Source organism: Arthrobacter sp. CG_A4 (assembly GCF_035985125.1).
In the GTDB taxonomy this organism is placed as follows: Bacteria; Actinomycetota; Actinomycetes; order Actinomycetales; family Micrococcaceae; genus Arthrobacter.
In genome coordinates this window covers 13,506-29,913 of the sequence record NZ_JAXCID010000005.1, presented here as the reverse complement: position 1 = coordinate 29,913, position 16,408 = coordinate 13,506, and the positions used below count along the sequence as shown (strand labels likewise).

Below are 16,408 nucleotides of genomic sequence, written 5' to 3'. Positions count from 1 at the left end.
GCAGTTTTTCCGGGCCGGGCGGACTCTCGACGGGTAACGGGTAAGGGGTAAGGGATAACGGGTGGGGGCCGCGGCCGTCACCGCGCCCGTTTAACTGGAAGTGGCCGGCACCCTGGGGCGCCGGCCACAATCATCAGTTCAGTGAACTGGAAACCTTTAGAGCGCGTTGACCTTTTTGGAGATCGCGGACTTGCGGTTTGCTGCGTTGTTCTTGTGAAGAACACCCTTGCTGACAGCCTTGTCCAGCTTGCGGCCGGCAGAAAGCAGGGCAGCAGCGGCAGCATCCTTGTCGGCAGACTCAACGGCGGTGTTTACGGCGCGGATGGCCGTCTTCAGCTCCGACTTGGCTGCGTTGTTGCGCAGCCGAGCCTTCTCGTTGGTGAGGATGCGCTTCTTCTGGGACTTAATATTAGCCACGTGTGAACTCTCTTTTTCAATGCGGAAAATGGTCTAGAGGGCTTTCAGATTGGCCATTGACTGAGCGGCGTGGGGATACCTATGGCGACCAACCATATGTGGCCGTCGACCTGCACGGACACACAGCTACTGATGTTAGCAGAGACGCCGGTGCCGTGACGATTCTCCGGGCATCGGCATCGGCATCGGCAGCGGCAGCGGCCCCGACGTGGCCCTGCCCAGGCCTCCGCCTGTGGCCATCCCGGGGCCGCCGCCTGACGCTACGACCACCCGTGACGGGACCGCAGCGCCGCCGCGATGAGGCGGAAGCGGCCGGCGTCAAGGATGGCCCCTTCACGCCGGACATCCTGGGGGTTGATCTGCAGGATACGATCCAGCTTCGCTTCGCTGGGACGCCGCTGCCGGTCCCAGGGGCCGGTTCCGATGTCGACGTACTCATCCGCCCGGCGGTCGTCGCCGTCGTGGTCCCTGCTCGTGAGCATGAGGCCCAGCAAGTACCGGCCGCTATGGCCCACCAGCAGCACCGGGCGGTCCTTGCCCCGGGAGTAGTCCTCTTCATAGGGCACCCAGGTCCAGACGACCTCGCCCGGTTCGGGCCGCCCGTTGGGGGAGGGGGCGTAGAGGACTGCCGCCGTTCCGCGGAAATCTCCGGGGTAGCTTCCGGTCATCCCGACGCCGGCACCGGCACCGGCACCGGCGCCGGGCCTTCCGCGCACCGCCACAGCCGGACGGCCGGAGCGGGACTTCGTGCCGGACCTCGTCGAAGCGGACCGGGGCTTCTCCGCCGCACCACCGGCGCTGCCGGGTGCCGGGCCACCGGAGAGCCGGCCCAGGAGACGCAGGGTTGTGCGGAATGCGCTGCCGATCGAGCGAAAGTTCAAAGCCATGGGGAAACACTACCGGCAGCACCCGCGGGACGCCGTGGCTGGCGGGAGGCAGTTGCCGCGACTGCGGCTGTCCCGTGGTGCCAGCAGTCGTTCCGGCCGTCGTGCCGGCCGTCGTGCGCTCCAGGCGGCCCGGACGTGGGAGACTATAGGAACGAGAAATGCGGCACGTTGCTGGATGGCGAAACATCAATCCGCGCGAAGCCGCGGAAATGCCAACAGTAAGGACCCTGCGTGTCTCCCATGGCCCGCACCGCCCCGGTGCCCGCGGCAACGGATCCGGCCATCATCCGGAACTTCTGCATCATTGCGCACATTGATCACGGGAAGTCCACACTGGCCGACCGGATGCTCCAGTTCACCGGCGTGGTCCAGTCCCGTGACATGAAGGCCCAGTACCTGGACCGCATGGACATCGAGCGCGAACGCGGTATCACCATCAAGTCCCAGGCTGTCCGGATGCCGTGGGAACTTGACGGCATCGGCTATGCGCTGAACATGATCGACACCCCCGGCCACGTTGACTTCACCTACGAGGTCTCGCGCTCACTCGCGGCCTGCGAAGGCGCAGTGCTCCTGGTGGACGCGGCCCAGGGCATCGAGGCCCAGACCCTCGCCAACCTCTACCTGGCGATGGAAAACAACCTCACCATCATCCCCGTCCTGAACAAGATCGACCTCCCGGCCGCCCAGCCCGAGAAGTACGCGGCGGAACTGGCCAACCTGATCGGCGGCGACCCCGACGGCGTGCTCCGCGTCTCCGGCAAAACCGGCATGGGTGTCGAGGTGCTGCTGGACAAGATCGTCCGAGACCTGCCCGCCCCGGTGGGTGACCCCAACGCCCCCGCACGCGCCATGATCTTCGACTCGGTCTACGACACATACCGCGGTGTGGTCACCTACGTCCGCGTGGTTGACGGCATGCTGCATCCCCGCGAACGCATCCAGATGATGTCCACCCGTGCCACCCACGAACTTCTCGAAATTGGGGTCAGCTCCCCGGAGCCCACCCCGTCCAAGGGCCTCGGCGTCGGCGAAGTGGGCTACCTCATCACCGGGGTGAAGGACGTGCGCCTGTCCAAGGTGGGCGACACCGTCACCAATCTGGCCAAGCCTGCCACCGAATCGCTCCCCGGCTACGCGGACGCCAAGCCGATGGTCTTCTCCGGCCTGTATCCGCTGGATGGCACGGACTATCCGGTGCTCCGCGATGCGCTGGAGAAATTGATGCTCAACGATGCCGCGCTGGTGTACGAGCCCGAGACGTCCGCCGCGCTGGGATTCGGCTTCCGGGTGGGTTTCCTGGGCCTGCTGCACCTGGAAATCACCCGTGAGCGGCTCGAACGGGAATACAACCTGGACCTGATCTCCACGGCCCCCAACGTGGAATACGAGGTGACGCTGGAGGATAAGAAGGTCGTCCACGTCACGAACCCCAGCGAGTACCCCAGCGGAAAGATCGCCGAAGTCCGCGAGCCAATGGTGTCCGCCACCATCCTCGCGCCGAACGAATTCGTCGGCGCCATCATGGAACTGTGCCAGAGCCGGCGCGGTGTGATGGGCGGCATGGACTATCTTTCCGAGGACCGGGTGGAAATCCGGTACCGCCTGCCGCTGGCGGAAATCGTCTTTGATTTCTTTGACATCCTCAAATCCAAGACCCGCGGCTATGGGTCTTTGGACTGGAAAGCCGACGGCGAGCAGGCGGCCGATCTGGTCAAGGTGGATATTATGCTCCAGGGCGAGCAGGTGGACGCTTTTTCCGCGATCACCCACCGGGACAAGGCCTATGCCTACGGCGTGATGATGACGGGCAAACTGCGCGAACTGATTCCGCGGCAGCAGTTCGAGGTACCCATCCAGGCTGCCATCGGCTCCCGGATCATTGCCCGCGAAAGCATCCGGGCCATCCGCAAGGACGTGCTCGCCAAGTGCTACGGCGGTGACATCACCCGGAAGCGCAAACTACTGGAAAAGCAGAAGGAAGGCAAAAAGCGCATGAAAATGGTGGGCCGCGTCGAGGTACCGCAGGAAGCATTCATCGCCGCCCTCACCACGGACGAGTCCAAGGACAAGGCCAAGAAGTAGCGGTGCCTGCTATGACTGCTGCCGCAACGCAGGCCGGCCCGGCCAATGCCTAGCGCACTTCCACTGGGTGACCCGGCGCCGCCGGACGGGCTCCTGCCGGCGCAGGCGCTGGAGGCCGCCGCGGCCCGGGCTTTCGGGCTCTACGTGCACATCCCGTTCTGTGCCGTCCGCTGCGGCTACTGCGACTTCAATACCTATACCGCCACGGAGCTCGGCGGCGGGGCATCCCAGGACGCCTACGCCGGCACCGCCGTCGCGGAAGTCGACTTCGCGGCGGAGGCCCTGAAGAACAGCGGCCTGCCGCCGCGCCCGCTCAGCACGGTCTTTTTCGGCGGCGGGACGCCCACGCTGCTGCCCGCGGCAGACCTCGCCCGCATCCTCGCAGCCGCGATCGCGGCGTGGGGCCTGGCACCCGGCGCCGAGGTCAGCACCGAGGCGAACCCGGACTCCGTCACGCCCGAATCCCTGCAGCTGCTCGCCGCCGCCGGCTTCACGCGCGTCTCCTTCGGAATGCAGTCGGCGGTCCCGCACGTTCTGAAGATCCTGGACCGCACCCACACCCCCAGCCGGGTGCCCCGGGCGGTGCAGTGGGCCCGCGACGCCGGCCTCGCCGTCAGCCTCGACCTGATTTACGGCACTCCGGGGGAGTCGGCCGAGGACTGGCGCTACTCGGTGGAAACGGCGCTGTCCTACGGCCCGGACCACATCAGCGCCTACGCACTGATCGTCGAGGACGGCACCAAGCTCGCCGCGCAGATCCGCCGCGGCGAAGTTCCGGGAATCGACGACGACGACCACGCCGCCAAGTACGAACTGGCCGACGAACTCATCTCAGCCGCCGGGCTTGCCTGGTATGAGGTCAGCAACTGGTCCCGCACCCCGGAGCAGGCCTGCCGGCACAACCTCGCCTACTGGCGTGGGGATGACTGGTGGGGGATTGGTCCGGGGGCGCACTCACATGTGGGGGGCGTGCGCTGGTGGAACGTCAAACACCCCACCGCCTACGCGAACCGGCTGGGTTCCGGACTCTCGCCCGCCGCGGGGCGGGAGACGCTTGATTCCGCGACCCGGAACGTGGAGCGCGTTATGCTCGGGGCCCGGCTGAACCCAGGGCTGGAGATCTCCGGCCCCGGCGGGCTGGGGGACACAGGGCGCCACGCCGTCGCCGGACTCATCGCCGACGGCCTCGTGGACCCGGCCGCCGCCTTCAAGGGCCGCCTGGTGCTGACGTTGAAGGGACGGCTGCTCGCCGACGCCGTAGTGCGCCGCCTCCTGCCCGACTAGGGCCGTCAAACGTGGGCCCACGCCCGCAGGGTTCCCCGGCCGGGCTTGCGAGGTTAGGGTGCGGGGCGGGGACTACTTGATCCAGCGAAGGTTGAACTCGTAACGGTGCGGCTGGCCCCGGTTGACGTGAATGCCGGCCGCTACCGAGAAGCACGTCACAGCAATCCAGATGACCGTGGCGAGCACGGCGAAGACGTTGCCAACCACCGGCACAAAAACCAGGAGATTGGCGATCACCGCGGCGATCGTCGGGGGCAGCGTGAAGTTGAGCGCTTCCTTCGACTCCTGCGCCGTGAACGGGCCGCGGTCCTTGAAAATCAGGTAGACCAGCAGCGACGGAACGCAGCCCAAAATGCCGCCAAAGTGCGCCAGGGTGGCCCACTGCCGGTCCTCATTTGCCGTCAGCGGCAGCGCATTTGCGGGAACGCCTTGATAAGGGGGTTGGCCATGGCCGGCCTGGGTGCCCGGCTGTTCGCGTGCGTTATCTGCCACGGGTTCGTCCTTCGGATTGCGGTGATGCCTTGGAGCCTGGAAGTTCGCAGGCCGCGGGAGAAGCGCAGCCGACGTTCCAAGAATACGTGCTCGGACGGCCAAACGAAGATCAGGGTCCGCGAACGGTGCTGCCCGGCCGCGATCGCGCGTGGAGAAATGTCCGCATGGAGAAATGTCAGGGCACGGTGAGGAAGTCGATGACCTCTTCGACCCGGCCCAGCAGGGACGCTTCCAGATCGGCGTAGCTGCGGACGGCGCCGAGGAGCCTTTGCCAGCCCAGGCCGACATCCTCCTTGGTGCTGTGCGGCCAGCCGAACGCCGTCAGGATGCCGGTCTTCCAGTCCACGCCGCGGGGGATCACGGGCCACTGCTCGATGCCCAGCACTGCGGGCCGGATGGCCTGCCAGACGTCCACATAGGGGTGGCCGACGATCAGGACATTGCCCTTGGCCCCGGGCGAGGCCATCACGGCGTCGGCAATCCGTGATTCCTTGGACTGAGGCACGAGGTGGTCCACGAGCACGCCGAGACGGCGGCCGGGACCGGGCCCGAATGCCGCCACCGCGCCCGCGAGGTCGTCAATGCCGTGCAGCGGCTCGACGACGATGCCCTCCACCCGGAGATCGTCGCCCCAGACCTTCTCGACGAGTTCGGCGTCGTGTTTTCCTTCCACCCAGATCCGGCTGGCTTTAGCGACCTGGGCCCGCTGGCCCCCCACCCGGACCGAACCGGACGCCGTGCGCGTGCCTCCTGCCGGTGCCGGGGCGGGCCGCGGCGCCGGCGGCGTCAGCCGGATCGGCCGGCCTTCCAGCAGGAAGCCGAAGCCAAGCCGGAAGGACCGCGACCTGCCCCGGCGGTCCTCCAGCGCCACAACATGCATCCCGCCGGACTTCTCCACCCGTGTGACGGCACCGACCCAGCCGGACTGCACGTCCTCGAGCACCATGCCGCGTTCCACCGGCACCTCGGGCAAACTGGTCTTGGCGGGGGCGGACAGGTCCTGGGGGCCCCAGTTCTGGTACGACATCTGTTACACACTGCTTTGCGCTTGGAATGATAGGGCGGGGTGTGCCCGAAAACACGAGCCCCTGGAACAACGCCTGGAGCGGATTCAATGCTAACAACGCGGCGACTCATATTAGACTTGTTAGCACTAAGGCATGTCGAGTGCCAGCCGCGGGCCGCCCGGGCCCCGGCGGGAAAGAACGGCCGGGCCCGCTGCCTGGGCCGGCTGCGAATGCAGGACCGTCGATTGGAGGTGCAGTGTGAGTGAACCGCGCAAACTCGAAGTGCTGCGCGCCATCGTCGAGGACTATGTCCACTCGCGTGAACCCGTCGGATCAAAGGCGCTCGTGGACCGGCACCACCTGGGCGTTTCCAGCGCCACGATCCGCAATGACATGGCGGCACTCGAGGATGAGGGCCTCATCACGGCCCCGCACACGAGCGCCGGACGGATCCCCACAGATAAGGGATACCGGCTCTTCGTGGACCAGATTTCGGCCGTCAAGCCGCTCTCCCAGGCCGAACGGCGGGCCATCCAGGCGCTGCTGGAGGGATCCCAGGACCTCGACGACGTCCTGGACCGGACGGTGCGGCTCCTTGCCCAGCTGACCAACCAGGTCGCCGTCGTGCAGTACCCCCACCTCAGCCGCGCCAGGATCCGGCACATCGAATTCGTCCTGCTCGCGCCCCGGAAGGTGCTGGCGGTCCTGATCGCTGATACCGGCAAGGTAGAGCAGCGCGTGATCGACGTCGGGCAGGACTTCGGAGACGAGGCCCTCGCAGAGCTGCGGACCCGGTTCCTGGGCAGCCTCTCCGGCACCGCGTTGAACCTGCTCCCGCAGTCGCTGCTCGCCGTCATCGCCGGCTGTCCGCCTGTCCGGCGCAGCGCAGCCCAGGCGCTGGCCCGCGGGCTGGAAGCCCTGGCCGTCAGCAGCCGCGAGGAGCGGATGGTCATGGCCGGGACCGCCAATCTGGCCCGGTCCACCGTGGACTTCCCACTGAGTATCGGCCCGGTGCTGGAAGCCCTCGAGGAGCAGGTGGTCATGCTCCGCCTGCTCAGCGATATGGCGGCGGACCCGCGCGGCGTGACGGTGAGCATCGGCCGGGAGAACCCGTATGACGGGCTCGCGGAGGCATCGGTGGTCGCGACGGGGTACGGGCCCGATGCCACCGCCAAGGTGGGCGTGCTGGGGCCCACCCGGATGGACTATCCCACCACCATGGCCGCCGTCCGTGCGGTGGCCCGCTACCTTTCAAGGATTCTCGGGCCCTAACGGACCGACACCAGACTTCTTGCCCCCAACAGGTAAGTACAACCAGGAAGAGATACACACTTTGAGCAGCCATTACGACGTTCTTGGAGTCTCCCGCGAGGCAACGGGAGAAGAAATCAAGAAGGCTTACCGCAAGCTGGCACGGAACCTCCACCCGGATGTGAACCCGGGGGAGGACGCCTCGGACCGTTTTAAGTCCGTCACCCATGCCTACGAGGTGCTCTCCGATCCGCAGAAACGCCGGATCTATGACACCACAGGAAACGAGAACGGCACCGACAACGGCTTCGGCGGCGGCAGCTACTCGGGCCAGGGATTCGCCTTCCAGGACATCTTCGAGACGTTCTTCGGTGCCGGCGGCCAGGGGGGCCCGGCGTCACGGATCCGCCGCGGCCAGGACGCCCTGATCAGCGTCCGGATCGACCTCCGCGACGCGGTGTTCGGCATCAACAAGAAGCTCGAAGTCGACACGGCCGTCACTTGCCCCACCTGCGAAGGCTCCTGCTGCCGCGACGGCAGCCACCCGGAGCGCTGCGACATCTGCGGCGGCAGCGGCCAGGTCCAGCGCGCCGTGCGATCCATCCTCGGCCAGGTCATGACGGCGGCCCCCTGCGGCAGCTGTGAAGGTTTCGGCACCGTCATCAAGGACCCCTGCAACGAGTGCAACGGGCAGGGCCGGATCCGCAGCCGCCGTTCCCTCACGGTCAAGGTCCCCGCCGGCGTAGCGACCGGCACCCGCATCCAGCTGTCCGCACAGGGCGAGGCCGGTCCTGCCGGCGGACCCTCCGGCGACCTGTACGTGGAGATCCGGGTCAACAACGACGCCACCTACGTCCGCGACGGCGACGACCTGCACGCGAGCCTCAACATCCCCATGACGGCCGCCGCTCTCGGCACCGAGCTCAACCTTGATACTTTTGACGGCCAGCACGGCATCGACGTCAAGGCCGGGACCCAGTCCGGCGAGGTCATCACCCTCCGCGGCCTCGGCGTCACCCACCTGCGCGGCTACGGCCGCGGGGACCTCAAGGTCCACCTGCAGGTTGACACCCCCGCCAGGCTCGACGCCGCCCAGGAGGACCTGCTCCGGCAGCTCGCCAAGCTCCGCGGCGAGCAGTTCACGGAAGGCAAGCTCGCGGCCAGCGGAGGCGTCTTCGCCAAGCTCCGGGACCGGCTCGGTAACCTGTAACGGTGAGCAACCCGGTCTTTTTCACGGCCCCGGGAACCCTCGACCGGCAGGTCCCCGGTTCCACTTTCGTCCTCGACGGCGCCGAGGCCCGCCACGCGGTCACCGTCAGGCGACTCGCGGTGGGGGAGAGGGTGGACATTGCCGACGGCGCCGGCCGGCGCCTGACTGGCACCGTCACCGCCGTCGCCGCCGGTGAGCTGACGGTGGAATGCAGCGGACTTACCGTCGAGTCCTGGCCCGTCATCCGGCTGGTCCTCGTACAGGCCCTCGCCAAGGGCGACAGGGACGTGCTCGCGGCGGAGACCGCGACCGAACTGGGGATCGACGCCGTCATTCCGTGGCAGGCCGAGCGCTCGATCGTACGCTGGAAAGTCGAGCGGGCGGCCAAGGCCCACGCCAAGTGGCAGTCCGTCGTCACGGCAGCAGCCAAGCAGGCGCGCCGTGCCTGGATTCCTGAAGTCCGCTCCCTGGCCGACGCCGCCGGTCTGCAGGCGGCCGTGGCTGGCGCGGACCTCGCCGTCATCCTGCACGAGGACGCGCTGCGTCCCCTGCGTCCGGTGCTGGAGGCCTGGCAGGCGCGCCTCGGCGACCGGCCGCCGGGCGAAGACACCAACGGCGCGCTCGAGGTTTTGCTGATTGTCGGGCCCGAAGGCGGCATCAGCCCCCGGGAGGTGGCCCGGCTCTGCGACGCCGGCGCCGTGACCGCCCTGCTGGGACACCACGTGCTGCGCTCATCCACCGCCGGTCCGGCGGCCACCGTGCTCGCGAGCGACATCCTGGGCCGCTGGTAGCAGGAGACGCTATTGGACGCTGAACCCGCGGGTATCAGCAAACAGGCCCTGGGCCGGGTTGCCGTCCTCCAGCTGGGCAACCCTGATTTCGTAATTTCCCGGACCCAGGTTCACTGAGAGGCTGAAGGCACCGGACTGGCCGGACTGGCCGGGCTCCGCCGAGGCGGCCGCGGTGCCGTTCAGGTAGGTGGTCTTGGCGCTTCCGTCGATCCGGAAGATCTCCCAGCGGAGTTTGCCGCCCGGGACGGTGCTCCGGCCGGAGACTTTGACGGTGCCGTCCTCCACCGGAGTGCCCTCCTGGGGATCAAGGATCCACACCGGGGCGACCAGGCCCGCGCTGCGCGACATCGGAGTGCCGAGCCGGACACGGTTGAATGCGACGTAGTCGGTGTGCCCGTCCACGAGCACCACGACCTGGACCTGCTGGCCGGAGTCGATCAGGCCCGCGCTGGCGCCGGCCGCCGTCGCGGTGTAGACGAGTTGCTGGATGGCCCGCTCGGCCATCGCGGCGTCGACGTTGGCGTTGAAAGCGTCAGCCGAGACGTCCACCGTAATCACGTTCTTGCCGGAAATGGAGCTGGCAAGTTTCTTGGGATTCTGCCACGGGGTGAAAAAGTCCGGATCCAGTGGCTTTTGGGACATCATCACCCGGAGAGCCTGCGTGACAGGGTTTTCCTGCTCCGGAACATCGCGGAACTCGCGGTACAGGAAGGTATTCTCGTCGCTGCGGCCGATCCAGTACACCGGAGCCTTATTGGAGGCCTGCGCGGTTTCCAGCGGCGCGCTGGTGCTCGGAGCACCCGGGGAGGCCGCGCCGTTCAGGACCGAAGGGGTGCTGGGGTTGCTGCTGCCGGGCTGGGGAGTGACTACGCAACCGGACAGGCCAAGCGCCGCGGGCAGCACCAGCAGCAGCATGCCGGCACGTATCCGCCTGCCGGCTGCCGTCTGTTCAACTCCACGCTGCCTGATTGCCGCTGTCCTCTTCTGCTTGTCGATCCTGCTTGTCGATTCTGCTTGCCGATCGTGCATGCCGCCGGGCGGGGCCGTTGTTCCGTGGCCCGTCCGCCCTGGCAGCGGCCGATTTCCAGCATGGCACAGCGGCGCGGCACGGCACCGTGGTTTGGGACCGGGCCGGTGAACTGCAACGGGAACGATATGAGGCCGATACGAAGTTGATACCAAAAACCGGGAACAGGGCCCGGCGGCGGCCGCCGGTCCGGCCCGGCGGCACACCGGTTCCGCCTGCCACGGCGCCGTGCGGCGCCGTGCGGCGCGCCGCGCTGGCGTAAGATGGGAGGACCCTGAGGGGCCGGAACCAGGAGGCGGACACCGCCGTCGGGCCGGATCAGCGGGACAGACCATTTCCGAGTTGGAGGGGACCAGAGGCCCGCGGGCCAACACCATGACTGAAGCAGCGAACAGCAAGGCCCGGATCAGCGCCGGAGGGCGCCCCGCAGGAGACTTTCCCCACTCCCTTCCAGGGCTGCGGACGGAGGTGGTCCTGTTCGACAACGCCGACCAGATGGTCCAGTCCCTCGGCAGTCATGACGAAGCCCTGCGTTTCATTGAGATCCAGTTCCCCGCCGTTGACTTCCATGTCCGCGGGAACGAGCTCTCGATCAGCGGGCCGTCAGCGGATGTGCCGCGGATCATGCGGCTGCTCAACGAGGTGCGCGAGCTTGTCGCCAGAGGCACCGTGGTGACCCCCGCCGTGCTCAAGCAGCTGGTTTCGCTGCTTCGCAGCCAGTCCCTGCAGAACCCGGTCGACGTGCTCACCCACAACATTCTCTCAAGCCGGGGCAAAACGATCCGCCCGAAGACGCTGAACCAGAAGAACTATGTGGACGCGATCGACGCCAACACCGTGATCTTCGGGATCGGCCCGGCAGGAACCGGCAAGACGTACCTGGCGATGGCCAAGGCCGTCCAGGCATTGCAGCAGAAGGAAGTCAGCCGGATCATCCTGACCCGTCCCGCCGTCGAGGCGGGGGAGCGGCTCGGGTTCCTGCCCGGCACGCTGAGCGACAAGATCGACCCCTACCTGCGGCCCCTTTACGACGCATTGCACGAAATGATGGATCCCGAGTCCATTCCTCGGCTGATCGCGGCCGGCACCATCGAGGTTGCCCCGCTCGCCTACATGCGCGGACGCACCCTGAACGACGCCTTCATCATCCTCGACGAGGCGCAGAACACAACGCCGGAGCAGATGAAGATGTTCCTCACCCGGCTGGGGTTCGGCTCCAAAATGGTGGTCACGGGTGACGTCACCCAGGTGGACCTGCCGTTCGGGACGCGCTCCGGGCTCCGGATTGTCGAAGGAATCCTGCAGGGCATTGAGGACATCAACTTCACGGTCCTGGACGCGTCCGACGTCGTCCGTCACCGCCTCGTCGGCGACATCGTGAACGCCTACGGTGTCTGGGACGAGATCCAGAGAAACCGGGTCAAGACTTCCGTGGCCCGTGAAAAGCGCGGAGACCACACATGAGCATCGAGATCAACAACGAATCCGGCGTCACCGTGGACGAGGCCGAGCTGGTGCGGCTGTGCCGCTTTGTCTTCGAACGGCTCTTTATCCATCCCCAGGCCGAGCTGTCCATCCTGTTGGTGGACGAGCCTGCCATGGAAAAGCTCCACCTCGAGCTGATGGACGAGCCCGGCTCCACCGATGTGCTCTCGGTGCCGATGGATGAACTCACCCCCGGCACACCGGACAAGCCGACTCCCCAGGGCATGCTCGGCGACATCGCCATCTGCCCGCAGGTGGCAGAGGTCCAGGCCAAGGCTGCGGGACACTCCAGCCAGGACGAGATGCTGCTGCTCACAACGCATGGCATGCTGCACCTGCTCGGCTTCGACCACGCAGAGCCGGAAGAGAAGGACGAAATGTTCGGGCTCCAACGCGAGCTGCTCTCCGCCTTCACCGGCAAAGACGCCCCGGCCGAGACGATTCAGTGACCCCACTGATCCTTGCCGGCATGGCGCTGGTGTTCCTCAGCTTTGCCGCGCTGCTGACCGCGGCCGAGTCCGCCTTCAGTTTCCTTCCCCGGAGCGACGCCGAGCAGGCGATCCTGCAAAGCCGCGGCACCGCGCTCAAACGCATCATGGAGCACCCCGTGGCGCACATGCGGGCTCTCCGGTTCTGGCGGATCTGGTTCGAAATGGCCTCCGCGGTGGCCGTGACCGTGCTGCTCCACAGCCTGCTGGGCAACGTCTGGCTTTCCGGGCTGGCGGCGACCGGCATCATGGCCATCGTCGGTTTCGTGATCGTCGGTGTCTCCCCGCGGCAGCTTGGCCGCGTCCACTCCGCGGGCCTGGTCCGGTTTACCGCGCCGCTGATCCGCGGGCTCTGCGCGGTGCTTGGCCCCATCCCCGGCTGGCTCGTCACCCTCGGGAGCGCTGTGGCTCCCGGGGCCTCGGCCGACAACGAGGCACTCTTCAGCGAAGAGGAATTCCGGGAGCTGGTCGACCGCGCGTCTGAATCCGACGTCATCGAGGATAACGAGGCCGAGCTGATCCAGTCGGTCTTTGATTTCGGCGACACCCTGGTCCGCTCCGTGATGGTGCCGCGGACGGATATTCTCTGCATCGACTCCGGCTCCAGCCTGCACCGGGCCATGTCGCTGTTCCTGCGCTCGGGCTACTCCCGGATCCCCGTGATCGGTGAGAACACGGACCACATCCTCGGGATCGTCTACCTCAAGGATGTGGCCGCGGTGATCCACAACCTCGGCCCCGGAGAGGAACCGCCGCTCGTCGACGAACTGGCCAGGGAGGTCCGCTACGTGCCGGATTCCAAGCCGGTCAGCGAACTGCTGCGCGAACTGCAGAAGGAATCAACGCACGTAGCGATCGTCATCGACGAATACGGCGGCACCGCCGGGCTGGTCACCCTTGAGGACCTTATCGAGGAGATCGTCGGTGAGATCGTTGACGAGTACGACACCGAAAGCGCGGAGGCGGTGGAACTCGGGGACGGAAGCTACCGGGTCAGCGCGCGGATGAGCATTGACGATCTCGGCGAACTCTTCGATCTGGAGCTCGACGACGACGAAGTGGACACCGTCGGCGGCCTGCTCGCCAAGGCGCTCGGGCGGGTCCCGATCGTCGGCAGCACCGTCGCCGTGCACGGTCTCTCGCTCCGGGCCGACCGGCTCGAGGGCCGGCGGAACCGCGTCAGCCACGTCATTGCGGCCACCGCTGCAAAAGAAGAAACTGACCTTGACGAGCTTCTCGACAAGGCCGCACAAATCCAACAGGGAGTTCCACGTGAGCAAGCAGAATAAGCCCGACGGCGACGCAGCCTACGGCGGCTACCGCGCCGGTTTCTCGGTGCTGGTGGGGCGGCCCAACGCGGGCAAGTCCACCCTCACCAACGCCCTGGTGGGCCAGAAAGTCGCCATCACCTCGGCGAAGCCGCAGACCACGCGCCACACGATCCGCGGAATCGTCCACCGCGAGGACGCCCAGCTGATCCTGGTGGACACCCCGGGCCTGCACCGGCCGCGCACGCTGTTGGGCAAGCGCCTCAACCAGCTCGTCGCGGACACCCTCGCCGAGGTGGACGCGATCGGCTTCTGCCTGCCGGCCAACGAAAAGATCGGCCCGGGAGATAAGTTCATCGCCGCCCAGCTAGCCGCCGTCGGCAACAAACCGGTTATCGCGATCGTGACCAAGGCAGACCTCGTGGACCGCCAGGGCCTCACCGAGCAACTGCTCGCCGTGGCCGCCCTCGGCCGCTCCGTGCTGGGCGAGGATGGCTGGAAGGATATTGTCCCGGTCTCCGCCGCGGACGGTTTCCAGGTCGAAACCCTCGCTGACGTGCTGATCAGCCATATGCCGCCGTCGCCGCCGCTCTATCCGGAGGGTCATCTGACGGACGAGCCGGAAGCGGTGATGGTCGCCGAACTCATCCGGGAAGCCGCCCTGGAAGGCGTCCGTGATGAGCTGCCGCACTCCCTGGCTGTAGTCGTCGATGAGATCGTCCCCCGCGAAGGCCGGGCCGAAGACAGCCCGTTCCTCGACGTGCGGGTCAATCTCTACGTGGAACGGTCCTCGCAGAAGGCCATCATCATCGGCAAGGGCGGCGCCCGGCTCCGCGAAGTCGGCACCAACGCGCGCAAGAGCATCGAGGCGCTGCTGGGCACCCGCATCTACCTCGACCTGCACGTCAAAGTAGCCAAGGACTGGCAGCGGGACCCGAAGCAGCTGGTGAAGCTCGGCTTCTAAGCGGCGTCCTGGCAGGTGGTGTGGCGTTCGCGCCGCTCCGGCGCAGCGGCGCATCGGGAAATTCACAGCTTGAGACACTAAAGTAGGCAGACTCCTATGCGTGAAGAAAGGCTTTAGCTGTGGCTCGACCCCGAGACAACCGTGCCGACGGAACCGCCCCGACGGTTCCGTCGGTTGTTGCTGCCCGGCACACGGAAGATCCCGCCGTCGGACCCGCCCGGCACTTAGGTGCCCACCGAGGGATGCCCGGCTGGCTGAAGATCGGGACGGCAGTCGTTTCCGTCCTGCTCGTCGGTGTCCTTGCCCTGGGCGCCTACTGGGCCATCCGGCTGCAGGGAAACCTCACGAAGGCGTCGCTGAGCGCAGGCAATAACAAGACCGAAGGGCCGGTCAATGACTCGACGGACCGGATGCAGATACTGGTTCTTGGTTCGGACACCCGTGACGGCAAGAACTCCCAGTACGGCGGCGCCAGCGAATCCACCGGCTACGGGAAATCCGACGTTATGATGCTGATGGACATTTCCGCCGACAACAAGCGGATCAACGTCATCAGCTTCCCCCGCGACCTGCTCGTGGATATCCCGAAGTGCACCGACCAGGAATCGAAGCGGGATTTCCCGGCGCAGAAGAACGTGATGATCAACGCGGCGATGTCCGAGGCCGGCATCGGCTGCGCCGTCGACACCGTCAACAAGCTCACCGGCCTGGAAATCGACCACTTTATGATGGCGGACTTCAACTCGGTCAAGGAACTGTCCAACACCGTCGGCGGTGTGGAGGTCTGCATCAGCGATGCCGTCTTTGATCCCGACTCCGGGCTGCGCCTCCCGAAGGGCACCTCCAAGGTGGAGGGCGAACAGGCCCTCGCGTTCCTGCGCACCCGCCACGCCTTTGCCGGCGGCGGAGACCTCGGCCGGATCAAAGGCCAGCAGGGGTTCCTGTCCTCGCTGGTCCGCAAGATCAAGGACGACGGGACGCTCGGCAACCCCGGCAGGATGCTCCAGATCGCCGACGTGGTCACCAGGAACCTCACGATCGACGACGGCATGGCCTCCGTCCCGACGCTGCTGAGTGTGGGCAACCGCCTGAAGAACATCGACGTCGGCAAGGTGGCGTTTGTGGCCGTCCCCACCGAGCCGGCGGTCAGCGACATCAACCGTCTGCAGTTGGCAGAGCCCGCCGCCTCGCAGCTTTTCGCCGCGATGCGCAAGGACGTGGACCTGACGGACCCGGCGGCGACGCCGGGTGGTGCAGCCTCCACAGGCGCCTCCGCGTCCGCGTCCGCCAGTGCCGAGCCGGGCGCCACGCCGGCTGCACCGGCCTATGACGAGACGCTGCAGCCGGTCGCGGTGGCCAACGGTTCCGGGGTTCCCGCCCGGTCCCAGGAGATCATCACGGCGCTCATTACCGGGGGATTCAGCAACACCGTTCAGCTGGCGGCCAAGCCCGTGGCGACCACGGCCGTGTACTACGGCGCCGAGTTCGCCGATGTAGCCGCCGACGTGGCTGCGCTGCTCGGGATTCCTGCCGCGCAGGTTCGTCCGGCCGTCGGCGTCGTCGGCGTCCAGGTCTATCTGGGCAGCGACCTCACGGGCGGCACCCCGGGCGGGGGCAGCCAAACGGCCCTGCCCGCGGATATCGTCAACCAGACGGCCGGGGACATCGTCTGCCAGCCGGCGAACCCGGCGCTCATCACCGGCTAACTGCGCGCCGGAGGGGCGTGCTGCCCCTGCCGGGCCGCGGGACGGT

General features: G+C 67.0%; 15 protein-coding genes. 10 read left to right on the top strand and 5 right to left on the bottom strand.

Annotated features, from left to right (window positions below; translation table 11 throughout):
• Positions 1–156: 156 nt before the first annotated feature.
• Both rpsT and RCH07_RS03470 read right to left on the bottom strand, forming a co-directional pair.
• Complete coding sequence (gene rpsT / locus RCH07_RS03475; RefSeq protein ID WP_326966081.1) at positions 157–417, bottom strand: 30S ribosomal protein S20; 261 nt, start codon at positions 415–417, stop codon at positions 157–159.
• A gap of 260 nt (positions 418–677) precedes the next feature.
• Positions 678–1,304 carry a type II toxin-antitoxin system PemK/MazF family toxin gene (locus RCH07_RS03470; RefSeq protein ID WP_326966080.1) on the bottom strand — a complete coding sequence of 209 codons (627 nt, stop codon included), beginning with the start codon at positions 1,302–1,304 and terminating at the stop codon, positions 678–680.
• A 231-nt stretch (positions 1,305–1,535) separates the two neighbouring features.
• On the opposite strand from RCH07_RS03470, the gene lepA reads away from it, so the two are divergent.
• Together lepA and hemW are read left to right on the top strand one after the other, a co-directional pair.
• Positions 1,536–3,389 carry a translation elongation factor 4 gene (lepA, locus tag RCH07_RS03465; protein ID WP_326966079.1) on the top strand — a complete coding sequence of 618 codons (1,854 nt, stop codon included), beginning with the start codon at positions 1,536–1,538 and terminating at the stop codon, positions 3,387–3,389.
• 45 nt (positions 3,390–3,434) lie between these two features.
• Positions 3,435–4,673 carry a radical SAM family heme chaperone HemW gene (gene hemW, locus RCH07_RS03460; RefSeq protein WP_326966078.1) on the top strand — a complete coding sequence of 413 codons (1,239 nt, stop codon included), beginning with the start codon at positions 3,435–3,437 and terminating at the stop codon, positions 4,671–4,673.
• Positions 4,674–4,745: 72 nt separating this feature from the next.
• On the opposite strand, the gene RCH07_RS03455 is transcribed toward hemW, so the two are convergent.
• Complete coding sequence (locus RCH07_RS03455; RefSeq protein ID WP_326966077.1) at positions 4,746–5,165, bottom strand: DUF4870 domain-containing protein; 420 nt, start codon at positions 5,163–5,165, stop codon at positions 4,746–4,748.
• Positions 5,166–5,340: 175 nt separating this feature from the next.
• On the bottom strand, positions 5,341–6,192 hold the full coding sequence (locus tag RCH07_RS03450; protein ID WP_326966076.1) for a DUF3097 domain-containing protein: 852 nt from the start codon (positions 6,190–6,192) through the stop codon (positions 5,341–5,343).
• A 238-nt stretch (positions 6,193–6,430) separates the two neighbouring features.
• On the opposite strand from RCH07_RS03450, the gene hrcA reads away from it, so the two are divergent.
• From hrcA to RCH07_RS03435, 3 genes are all read left to right on the top strand, one after another.
• Positions 6,431–7,444, top strand: coding sequence for a heat-inducible transcriptional repressor HrcA (gene hrcA / locus RCH07_RS03445; RefSeq protein ID WP_326966075.1), 1,014 nt, complete (start codon positions 6,431–6,433; stop codon positions 7,442–7,444).
• Between the two features lie 61 nt (positions 7,445–7,505).
• Complete coding sequence (gene dnaJ, locus RCH07_RS03440) at positions 7,506–8,633, top strand: molecular chaperone DnaJ (RefSeq protein WP_326966074.1); 1,128 nt, start codon at positions 7,506–7,508, stop codon at positions 8,631–8,633.
• A gap of 2 nt (positions 8,634–8,635) precedes the next feature.
• Positions 8,636–9,424, top strand: a complete 789-nt coding sequence (locus RCH07_RS03435; protein WP_326966073.1) for a 16S rRNA (uracil(1498)-N(3))-methyltransferase — start codon at positions 8,636–8,638, stop codon at positions 9,422–9,424.
• A gap of 9 nt (positions 9,425–9,433) precedes the next feature.
• Here RCH07_RS03435 and RCH07_RS03430 read toward each other — a convergent pair whose 3' ends face one another.
• Positions 9,434–10,339: a GerMN domain-containing protein gene (locus RCH07_RS03430; protein WP_326966072.1), complete on the bottom strand. Its 906-nt coding sequence runs from the start codon at positions 10,337–10,339 to the stop codon at positions 9,434–9,436.
• A 487-nt stretch (positions 10,340–10,826) separates the two neighbouring features.
• On the opposite strand from RCH07_RS03430, the gene RCH07_RS03425 reads away from it, so the two are divergent.
• The 5 genes from RCH07_RS03425 (at position 10,827) to RCH07_RS03405 (ending at position 16,362) form a co-directional block, all read left to right on the top strand.
• Positions 10,827–11,915 (top strand): PhoH family protein, encoded by a 1,089-nt coding sequence (locus RCH07_RS03425; protein WP_326966071.1) that lies wholly within the window; start codon positions 10,827–10,829, stop codon positions 11,913–11,915.
• Positions 11,912–12,385, top strand: a complete 474-nt coding sequence (gene ybeY, locus RCH07_RS03420; RefSeq protein WP_326966070.1) for an rRNA maturation RNase YbeY — start codon at positions 11,912–11,914, stop codon at positions 12,383–12,385. The genes RCH07_RS03425 and ybeY overlap by 4 nt, the downstream gene beginning before the upstream one ends.
• Positions 12,382–13,713: a hemolysin family protein gene (locus RCH07_RS03415; protein ID WP_326966069.1), complete on the top strand. Its 1,332-nt coding sequence runs from the start codon at positions 12,382–12,384 to the stop codon at positions 13,711–13,713. Before ybeY ends, RCH07_RS03415 begins: the two co-directional genes overlap by 4 nt.
• Positions 13,697–14,656: a GTPase Era gene (era, locus tag RCH07_RS03410; protein ID WP_326966068.1), complete on the top strand. Its 960-nt coding sequence runs from the start codon at positions 13,697–13,699 to the stop codon at positions 14,654–14,656. The genes RCH07_RS03415 and era overlap by 17 nt, the downstream gene beginning before the upstream one ends.
• A gap of 242 nt (positions 14,657–14,898) precedes the next feature.
• A complete protein-coding gene (locus tag RCH07_RS03405) occupies positions 14,899–16,362 on the top strand; it encodes an LCP family protein (RefSeq protein ID WP_326966067.1) in 1,464 nt (487 codons plus the stop codon).
• The last annotated feature ends 46 nt before the right edge of the window (positions 16,363–16,408 follow it).

Excerpts from the sequence above, each read along its gene's own strand:
- RCH07_RS03470 (WP_326966080.1), bottom strand. The coding sequence starts at position 1,304 with ATGGCTTTGAACTTTCGCTCGATCGGCAGCGCATTCCGCACAACCCTG.
- hemW (WP_326966078.1), top strand. The coding sequence starts at position 3,435 with ATGCCTAGCGCACTTCCACTGGGTGACCCGGCGCCGCCGGACGGGCTC.
- RCH07_RS03450 (WP_326966076.1), bottom strand. The coding sequence starts at position 6,192 with ATGTCGTACCAGAACTGGGGCCCCCAGGACCTGTCCGCCCCCGCCAAG.
- RCH07_RS03430 (WP_326966072.1), bottom strand. The coding sequence starts at position 10,339 with ATGCTGCTGCTGGTGCTGCCCGCGGCGCTTGGCCTGTCCGGTTGCGTA.
- RCH07_RS03425 (WP_326966071.1), top strand. The coding sequence starts at position 10,827 with ATGACTGAAGCAGCGAACAGCAAGGCCCGGATCAGCGCCGGAGGGCGC.
- ybeY (WP_326966070.1), top strand. The coding sequence starts at position 11,912 with ATGAGCATCGAGATCAACAACGAATCCGGCGTCACCGTGGACGAGGCC.
- RCH07_RS03405 (WP_326966067.1), top strand. The coding sequence starts at position 14,899 with ATGCCCGGCTGGCTGAAGATCGGGACGGCAGTCGTTTCCGTCCTGCTC.